General features: G+C 57.4%; 4 protein-coding genes and 1 pseudogene. 2 read left to right on the top strand and 3 right to left on the bottom strand.

Annotation, left to right across the window (positions count from 1 at the left end; translation table 11 throughout):
• A pseudogene (locus tag HMPREF2928_RS08620) lies at positions 1-514 on the top strand (ABC transporter family substrate-binding protein); the annotation flags it as partial.
• 257 nt (positions 515-771) lie between these two features.
• Positions 772-2,475 (top strand): ABC transporter family substrate-binding protein, encoded by a 1,704-nt coding sequence (locus HMPREF2928_RS08615; RefSeq protein ID WP_070688270.1) that lies wholly within the window; start codon positions 772-774, stop codon positions 2,473-2,475.
• A gap of 169 nt (positions 2,476-2,644) precedes the next feature.
• Here the strand turns inward: HMPREF2928_RS08615 and HMPREF2928_RS08610 are convergent, their stop codons facing one another.
• The 3 genes from HMPREF2928_RS08610 to HMPREF2928_RS08600 all read right to left on the bottom strand — a co-directional run bounded on the left by HMPREF2928_RS08610 (position 2,645) and on the right by HMPREF2928_RS08600 (position 9,026).
• A complete protein-coding gene (locus HMPREF2928_RS08610) occupies positions 2,645-3,583 on the bottom strand; it encodes a dihydrodipicolinate synthase (protein WP_246823595.1) in 939 nt (312 codons plus the stop codon).
• A 284-nt stretch (positions 3,584-3,867) separates the two neighbouring features.
• Entirely contained in the window at positions 3,868-5,940 is a 2,073-nt protein-coding gene (locus HMPREF2928_RS08605; RefSeq protein WP_070688268.1) for a glucose PTS transporter subunit IIA, read from the bottom strand.
• A 527-nt stretch (positions 5,941-6,467) separates the two neighbouring features.
• Positions 6,468-9,026, bottom strand: a complete 2,559-nt coding sequence (locus HMPREF2928_RS08600) for an HAD-IC family P-type ATPase (protein WP_070688267.1) — start codon at positions 9,024-9,026, stop codon at positions 6,468-6,470.
• Positions 9,027-9,283 lie beyond the last annotated feature (257 nt).

The following is a 9,283-nucleotide window of genomic DNA, read 5'->3' as shown; positions in this document are numbered from 1 at the left end:
GAACGGCGACTACTACGAGAAGGACGGCACTAAGGCTTCCTACTCGGTGACCACCTTCGGTACCGACCCGGTCGTCAGCTCTACCGCACAGTTCCTCACCCAACAGATGAAGGAAATCGGCATCGAGCTGAGCATCGACAACCACGGTGCATCCGAAATGGCAAGCATCATCTCCGCGAAGAACTTCACCATCAAGAGCGGCGGCTACGGCATCACCACCTCCCCGGTGGATGCAGCGAACTACTTCTACATCTCCGAGACCAACAACGGTCACGGTAAGGATCTGGACTCGCTGGCAGCAACCATGATGTCCACCGAGGACCCGAAGGAACAGCTCAAGATCATGAACGAGCTGGAGAAGCGCCACCTGGACGAGGTCGCAATCTACGTCCCGACCAATAACGGCCCGAACTTCAAGGCATGCCGTAAGGGCCTGGCGAACTATGGCCCCATGCTCTTCGGTCTGCCCTACTACAACCCGAACGTATGGATCAACGTCGGTTGGGAGAAGTAAAAATCTAAGCGTTGAGCACCGCTCACACACTCCATAAGGGGTAAAAGCGCTGAAGCGGCGTGTTACAGAAGGATTAAAACCTTCTGGAGCACGCCGCTTTCCCGTTCCTCAGAGATTTGCACGGATATACTTAAAACAAATGCGGGCATTCTGCCTGCGACCCCGGCAGAGACTGTCCTCCCGCCGGGTTGGAGTGTTAGTTGCGCACCGTTCGCGCGCCGCCTCCACAACACTGCGAATACTCTAGGAGAAATTCCATGAAGAGCATGTCTGTCTCTCGCCGTACCCTCCTGACCGGCACCGTTGCCCTCGGCACCGTTGGTCTACTGGCTGCCTGCGGCAGCTCGAAGGAAAAGGTTGGCGGTAGTGCCGCTAACAACGCTGAAGATATTCTGAAGAACCTTCAGGTCAACAAGCAGGACCGTTCCTCCCTCAAGCAGGGCGGTACCCTGACTCTCGCGGCTACCGCCCTGGGTCCGAACTTCAACCTGCAGACCCAGAGCGGCTACACCTCCAGCAACCTGGACGCACTGGCACCCTGCAACATCCCCGCCGTGATGGGTTTCTACACCATGAGCCCCGAAGGCGAAGGTACCCTCAACCCCGAGTTCTGCACCGAGCACAAGACCGAAACCGTCGACGGTGTGCAGACCGCGACCTTCAAGATCAACCCCAAGGCTGCCTTCAATGACGGTACTCCCATGGACGTAAAGGCCGTGCAGGCTTGCTGGAAGGTCTACCGCGCAACCACCGACAACCCCTACCACATCACCGACAACACCATGTGGCAGCAGGTTGAGAGCATCGAGGCTGTGGACGGCGACAACTTCCACGTCAAGGTCACCATGAAGGCTCCGTATTACCCCTCCGAGGGTCTGTGCGCCTTCGCAATCCACCCCGCACTGGAAGACGTCAACCTCTTCAACGAAGGCTTCGTTGACAAGCCCCTCGACCAGTACTGGGCTGGCCCCTTCAAGGTTGGCGAGTGGAACTCCTCCCAGAAGGTGCTCACCCTGGTCAAGAACGACAAGTGGTGGGGCGAGAAGCCGATCCTGGACCGCATCATCTGGCGTCAGATGGACTCCGAAGCAATCCGTGCAAGCTTCAAGAACGGCGAACTGGATGCCTTCACCTTCGTGGGCGCAACCAGCTACAACGCTGTGAAGGGCCAGGCAGGTACCGAGATTCGCCAGAGCCAGAACACCAACGTCAACATCATTCAGCTGAACCCCAAGCGCATCGAGGACCTGGCACTGCGCCGCGCAATCCTTGCTTCTGTGGACCGCGAGCAGATCGCTAAGGCATACTTCTCGCAGCTCGGCTGGACCGAGCCGCTGCCCGGCTCCATCATCGCAATGCCGTTCCAGAAGGGTTACCAGAACAACTACGCTGGTGACACCGGTGCACAGGCAGCTGGCAAGATTCTGGAGGCCGCAGGCTACTCCAAGTCCGGCGACTACTACGCTAAGGACGGCAAGGTTGCTGGCTTCGCTCTGACCTCTTTCGGTTCCGAGGCGGTCTACCAGGCGGTCTACCAGATTCTGGAGCAGCAGCTGAAGTCCGCAGGTATCCGCCTGAGCGCTGACAACCAGCCGCAGTCGAACTCCAACTCCGTGCTCGGCCAGAAGAGCTACGAAGCAATCTTCACCGGTTGGGGCGTTCTGCCCGACCTGGCTTCCTCGGCACCCTACTTCTTCACCACCGAGGTGTTCGGAGTCGGCGACCCCGAAGTTGATAAGCTCATCGAGAAGCTGCAGAACACCGAGAAGGAAGACGAGCGCATCAAGATCGCTAACGAGGCGGAGAAGCTCTACTACGAGAAGGTCGCAGTGTACCTGCCCTACGCAAACGGCCCGATGTACGCCGCTGTCAAGGCTAAGGTTGCGAACTACGGTCCGTCCCTGTTCAAGCAGAGCTACACCAGCGCTGACTACTGGGTCAACGTTGGCTGGCAGGAGTAGTACCGCTTGCGGTAACGCTCTAGCCGTCCTGTAGGACAACAGAATCCCGGGTACTCTCACGAGAGAGTGCCCGGGATTTTTCTGTCCCGCTTGTTCTGCGTCCTTTAGCTGGATACATTAGCGGGATATGTAATTACAAAAACTAGGGAAGCGCCACTCTAACCGGCTGCTACCACTCGCCCAGGTACAGGGCGCGCTCCTGCAGGTACCTCAACATCTTCGGGTTCTGCCGCAGATAGAAGATACGGTAAATGCCGCCTCCAGCGACGATGAAAGCCAGCGGGAAACCCAAAATCACGAGCACACGGCTCATATTGGCGGACAGGTCAAAAGGATCACCGCTGGTTGCCACCAGCACAATCCAGAGAGAATAGCCCACGCAGGCGAGCAGAGTGCCCCACATGCCGCGCACGAGCCAACTCACCAGCGCCACCGCAATAACCCACGCCAGCGCCAACGTGAACTGGTGCCGCTCCGCCTGAGCCCAAGGGAGCGCCCCCACGTAAATAATTGCGGGGATGCCCAGGTACCCGGGGATATTCAGCGAGGCAAGAATGTTCACACAAAAATAGCCCAAGAAAATAGCGCTCAACGACGAAGATAGGAACAGGTGCAGGGGAATCACGCCGTCGCCGCTATAGACGGCGGTCGGGCCAGCGTACACGGTTTCAAACATGAGGGTCAGCGGAGTCATCATGTACTCAATCCAGACCACCAGAGCGAAGGCACCGAAAATGCCGAGAGCCTGCATCAGAGCAATCAGCCGTGAACGGGCATCGTGAGGAATGGTGAAGCTCTGACCCTTCGCCTTGACGCCGCAGACATGAACGACAGCCACCATTGCCGCGATGCACAGCACCCAGCGCACGAGGACCCCCGGTAGCTCAGGAAGACCTCCATAAGCCCCCGTAGCGGGGTCACCCCAGGCTCCGGGGAGCAGTGTAATAGCGTGAGTACCCTCGGGGAGGCTGGTGGAGGAAGCAAGCCGGTGCGGCTCGTAGATAACCCACCACAGAAGGCAGGCTGGAATCAGCGCGGAGAGCTTACGCAACAGAACCGGAAACGGCGCGGACTCATAGACGAGCGCCTCAAGATTGAGCCGGCGCATCAGCCGCCGAACAGGAGAAAGAGCGCGTAGCTCTTTTTGCTGCTCTTCCCACGCTCCGGTATCCCATGTCCTAGTATCAGAAGACATCATCGTACTCCCTATCACTTGAGAACTTCCTTGTTGAGCGTATTCTTACATTAGCAGAAATACCCCAGGGTAGTGCCTAAACCCCAGCAAACCCTGCTCAAAGAATCAGCACATCAGGAAACAGGGCATAAGGAAACAGGGCATAAGGAAAGGGGCCCCACCACAATGGTGGGGCCCCTTAGAGCCTATAAAGCGAACTACTTAGTGGTCACCTTCAGGACAGTGCTCAGGTTCTGGTGAGCAACGCCCGGCAGACCCTTCACCTCAGCGAACTTGCGGGTGTTGGTCACGATAACCGGGGTAATCAGCGGGTAACCCGCCTCCTTGATAACCTCAGGATCGAACTCAATCAGAGCGTCGCCAGCAGCAACAACATCGCCCTTAGCAACCTTCACGCTGAAGCCCTTACCGTCCAGGTTCACGGTATCCAGACCAACGTGAATCAGCAGCTCAATGCCGTTCTCCAGCTTCAGACCCACAGCGTGGCCCGAGGGGTAGGTTGCAGCAACCTTACCGGCTGCGGGAGCAACGACAGTGGTACCGGTCGGCTCAATCGCCACACCCTCGCCCAGCTTGCCTGCAGCGAAAATCGGGTCCGGAACATCAGACAGAGCAACAGCAGTACCCTCAATCGGAGCGTGCAGCTCAATGACCTCACCAGCGGAAGCAGCGGGTGCAGCAGCAGCGGTCGCAGTAGCGGCAGCAGCCGGAGCAGCCTTAGCGGCAACAGCCTCAGCCTTAGGAGCGGCCTCAGCATCCTCAGCCTTACGCTCCGCAGCGTGCCTTACAGCGTCAGCCTTCGACTCGTAACCGAACAGCAGAACACCGGTCATAGCGCCGAAGAACGCAATAGCCAGACCAATCACGTACAGGTACGAGGGCTGCATAGCCGGAATCGACAGCAGCGAAGTGAACGCGAACGCGTAGGACTTAACGCCCAGGAAGGAAATGGTAGCGCCACCAATAACAGCGGGAACCAGAATAATCGGGATCACGCGCTTGTAACGCAGCACAACACCGTACAGGGACGGCTCGGAAATACCACCGAGCAGACCGGACATCGACGCACCAACAGCGGTCTGGCGCAGCTCGCGGTCGTGCTTAGCCTTAATAGCCACACCGGTCACAACACCGAACACAGCGAAGTTGTAAGCACCCATCGGGGACTGAATGAAGTCAGTACCCATGGTCTGCAGGTTGTTAATCATGACAGCGTTCAGCGGCCAGTGCAGACCCAGCGGAACCATGAACAGGTACAGGCCAGCAATCAGAGCACCAACCAGAGCCGGAGCCTGGTCGTTAACCATCTTCAGGAAGTCAGAGATGCCCATAGCAACACCGATACCGATGGGGCCAACCAGGAACGCGGTCACCGGAACCAGAACGATGACCGAAATCATCGGCACGAACACCATCTGCAGCATCGAAGGAATAACCTTCTTCAGGAAGCGCTCAAACGGAGCCAGCAGAGCAACAGCCAGCAGCGGGGGGAAGACCTGACCGGTGTAGCTGAATGCGTACAGCGGCAGATCCATACCGAAGAACGGAACGTTCAGAATCTTGGTGGCGGGGTCAGCCAGAGCGGTCAGATCGGTGAAGGTACCGGTCATCAGTGCAGCGGGGATAGCCGCACCAACCCACATGTTCGCGCCCAGACGCTTAGCAGCGGTAGCACCCAGCATGATAGGCATGAAGTTCAGAACCGACAGCGAAGCAGCCTTCAGGATGTACCAGAAAGCAAACTGCTGCATCCACTGGGTGTTCAGCGCCTTAGCAGCCTCGGGGTCAGCCACACGAGCACCGTTAATGATGTCAATGTTCACGCTCTGACCGGTCAAGTCAGTGTACTGGCCGAAGAAGCCCAGCTGCTGCAGGAACACAATCAGGGTCAGAATCATCGAGGTACCCAGAAGTGCCCACAGCAGAGGACGGAAGGAGTCAGACAGAACGTCGAAGACGTTGGTAAGCCAGCCAGACTTCTTGCCCTCAGCCTCAACCTTGGTGTCACCCTCAGCGTGGCCGGACATAGAAGGCAGAGCGTTGATCTCGTTGTACACAGCCTCAACGCGATCGCCCAGAACAACCTGAGTCTGGCCGGACTGCTCAATCACAGAGAGAACGCCGGGCAGGCTCTCAATCTTCTTGTTCTGCACTGCATCGTTAGACACAGGAGTGACACGAAGGCGGGTTGCACAGTGAGTAATGTGCGCGATGTTCTCGGGGCCACCCAGGCCGTCAAGAATCTTCTCGCCAAGTTCGCGGTTATTCACGATACTTCCTTAGATATGCGGTCAATGTCTATGCGGTTGTTGCCGGAGGCTGTGCCTACCTGACGTTGCGGTGGCCGAAAAAGCCCCGGAAAACACGGCCAGAAAACACAAAAGACCCGAGTCTCTCGACCACCGGAAGCACTACACTCGTGCCCACTATGGAGCTTCGGTACAGCAAATAGAGGGGATTCTCGGCAGATATATGCTGCCGTCCCATACGGTGTTGAGTAACTCAGGTCTTGCCTGCCAAACCAGTAACAACCCTGAAGAAGGTTTCCCTTCTCAAATAGTTCCCTGTAACTCTAAGGGTTTTCCCAGGTTAAGAGCAAGGTGAGAGGCAAAAGCTATCAGAAGCTGTTAAATGTTTCACCCAAGTGATAGCTGAGACACACCCTCGGTGCTGCTAGTAGGAGTACTCCGGCTGATTCCGGAACACTACGGAGGGGATGCTTGCGAAGACACGAAAGGGCCCCGCATCCACAGGATACGGGGCCCACACGCTACCGAAGCAGCTACCTTCCGACTAACTACTTAGCCGGGAAGAAATTCAGCGGAGCAACCTCCAGCTCAGGGTAATTACGCTTCTGCCAACGGCGATTACGATGCGCATTCACCTCAATCAGCGCGGCACCCAGAGCACCGGCGCCCAGAGCCGTCCACAGCAGATGCGGAAGCACAGTAACGAACTGGTGGTACTCCACCAGAATCGGCACGAACAACGCCGCGAAGAACACCGCAAGCAACGCACCAAACAGCAGAACACGAGCACGGTTGAACGGGCGAGCCACCGCAGCCAAGTTCCACAGACCCATCATCACCAGGGTGATGAACGAAGCCGTCTGAATCTGACGGATATCCTCAACACCCATGCCGCGAGCCGTGAACGTCACCGCCAACAGCATCGCAACCACAATAATCGAGTTCGGAACCGTGTAATTCAGCACGCGACGCAAGAAGCCCGGCACGTAACGGCGCGAATTCGGCAACAGAGTCAACGCGAAGGAGGACGCACCCACAATCAAGAAGTCCGCAGTCGAGTACTGACGCGGCAAGAACGGGAAAGTCAAACCGAAGAGGCTGAACAGAACGCCCAGAAGAATCGCGAAACCAGTCTTCGTCAAGAACAGGTTCGCCACCATCTCAATGTTCGTAATGACCTGACGGCCCTGCTCCAGCGCAGCCGGCAGAGACGAGAACTTACCGTCCAGCAGAACCAGGCGAGAAACAGCCTTCGTCGCAGGAGCCGCGTTACCCATCGCAATACCCAAGCTTGCATGCTTAAGCGCCAGAGCGTCGTTAATGCCGTCACCGGTCATCGCCACCACATGGCCGCGCTCCTTCAGGGCAATCACCATGTTCTTCTTCTGCTCGGGCGATACACGACCGAAAATATTGTGAGTAACCGCAGCCTCCGCAAGCTCCGGACCGTCCTCAGGCAGAGTCGACGCATCAACCGCGCCCGCAGACGTATCCATGCCCGCAGTCTTCGCAGCCGCAGCCACAGTGAACGGATTATCACCCGAGAAGACCTTCAGAGTCACACCCTGACGGTGGAAATACTCCACAATTTCAGGCGCGTCCGCTCGCACATTCTCACGGAAAATCACGAACAGAACCGGGGCAGCATCCGACGGGATCTTCTGGATCGGCTCATCCTTCTCATTGCGAACCACCGCAGAAGCATGCGCCAAAACCATCGTGCGCAGACCCAGCGCCGCCAGTTCGGCGGCACGCTCACGCTCAGCGGTGCCCTTGGCGAGAAGCGCCTCCGGAGCGCCCAGAAGCCACGCACCCGAATCCTTAAACTCAATCGCACTAAAACGCAGAGCCGAGGAGAACGGCACAATACCGCTCACCGACGCCGACGAAGCATCCGGGAAACCACCGGTCAGAGCCGCAGCGGTCGGGTTCGCGTTCTCATCGTGACCAAACCACGCCAGCGCCTCATTCCAGCCGGCAGGCAGAGAAGCACGCCAAGAAGTGTGCTCCGCCGAGTCAGCATCCGGGCCCTCAGCCTCAGCAACGGTGTCCAGCGGGCGCACCGAATCAAAAATCACGCCACCCTCAGTCAGGGTGCCGGTCTTATCGAAGCAGACCACATCCACACGAGCCAGAACCTCAACCGCAGGCTGTTCCTGCACCAGGATGTTGTGCTTACGACCCAGCGCCACAGCCGCCGCCGCAAACGCCAGAGTAGTCATCAGCGCCAGACCCTGCGGAATCATCGAAGCAACCGAGGACACCACAGCAATAGAAACCTGCTCCCACAGGTGGTTCTGCTGCACGGTCTCCAGGCCACCAGCCGCCTGAATCTGACCCCACGACACCACAGGAATAATGACCGCAAGGCCCACCGTAATCCAGCGGACCACACGGTTCAGCGCATCACGCAGCTCGGACTGAATACGTGAGAACTGGCGCGCCTCATCAGAAATCTTGCTTGCACGAGAATTAGCACCCACGTGAGAGAGCAGGACGCGGCCGGTACCACCCAGCACACTCGATGCCGACAGCACCATATCGCCGGGGCGCTTAGCAATCGGGTCGTTCTCACCGGTCAACAGGGACTCGTCCAGCTCCAAAGAATCGGAGGTGAGCACAACAGCATCCGCCGGAACCTGATCGCCGCGCTTGAGGATGACAACGTCACCCTCAACCAGCTGCTCCATCGGAACCTCAACGCTCTTACCGTCACGCACGGCAGTAGCGGGGGAGCGGTCCAGCAGGGAGATGCGGTCCAGCTCAAGCTTCGCCTTGTACTCCTGCACAAAACCAATCACCACGTTAGCGATAACAGCCGCCAGGAAGAGCAGATCAGCCCAACGCTGGTACATAATCACCACGGCACCACAGGCACCCAACACAAAGTTGAAGACCGTGAACAGGTGCGCACGCATAATGCTCCACAGCGTGCGAGAAGACTTATTGTTCTGGGTATTGACCCTACCTTCAGCAGTCAGGCGAGCAACATCATCGCTGCTCAAACCGTGCTGGGCAATATCGAAAGATCCGCTATGCGGTGTTTCAGAATATTCGGGAATGTAGCCGGCAACGGCAGGCGCTGCCGTTTTCTGCTGAGGATCCATGCGGGGGTCTCTTTCTCGAATGGATGGAATGCTGAACTGAATAGAGTTCAGTATTGCGGACACTACCTTTCAGTGTATCCGTGTAGGAGGGGATAAAGATAATCTCCGCCCTGTAATGAACTGATATTTACAGCCATTCCAGAACGGAGATTTAATATATGCGAATACTGGCATATTTTGAGGTGGAAAGTGTTTGCGGGATGGTTCGCTAAAGCCCCGTAAAATCAGCGCGCCAGCAAACTCAACGCGCTAGCAGA

The sequence above is a fragment of the Rothia sp. HMSC072B04 genome, assembly GCF_001813725.1.
Taxonomy (GTDB): domain Bacteria; phylum Actinomycetota; class Actinomycetes; order Actinomycetales; family Micrococcaceae; genus Rothia; species Rothia mucilaginosa.
Note: the sequence above shows the minus strand (reverse complement) of the source record. Positions and strands in the feature narration are given on the sequence as shown.

Bases quoted from the DNA above. Each gene is read 5' to 3' on its own strand.
- HMPREF2928_RS08615 (WP_070688270.1), top strand. From the start codon at position 772: ATGAAGAGCATGTCTGTCTCTCGCCGTACCCTCCTGACCGGCACCGTT.
- HMPREF2928_RS08610 (WP_246823595.1), bottom strand. From the start codon at position 3,583: ATGCGCCGGCTCAATCTTGAGGCGCTCGTCTATGAGTCCGCGCCGTTT.
- HMPREF2928_RS08600 (WP_070688267.1), bottom strand. From the start codon at position 9,026: ATGGATCCTCAGCAGAAAACGGCAGCGCCTGCCGTTGCCGGCTACATT.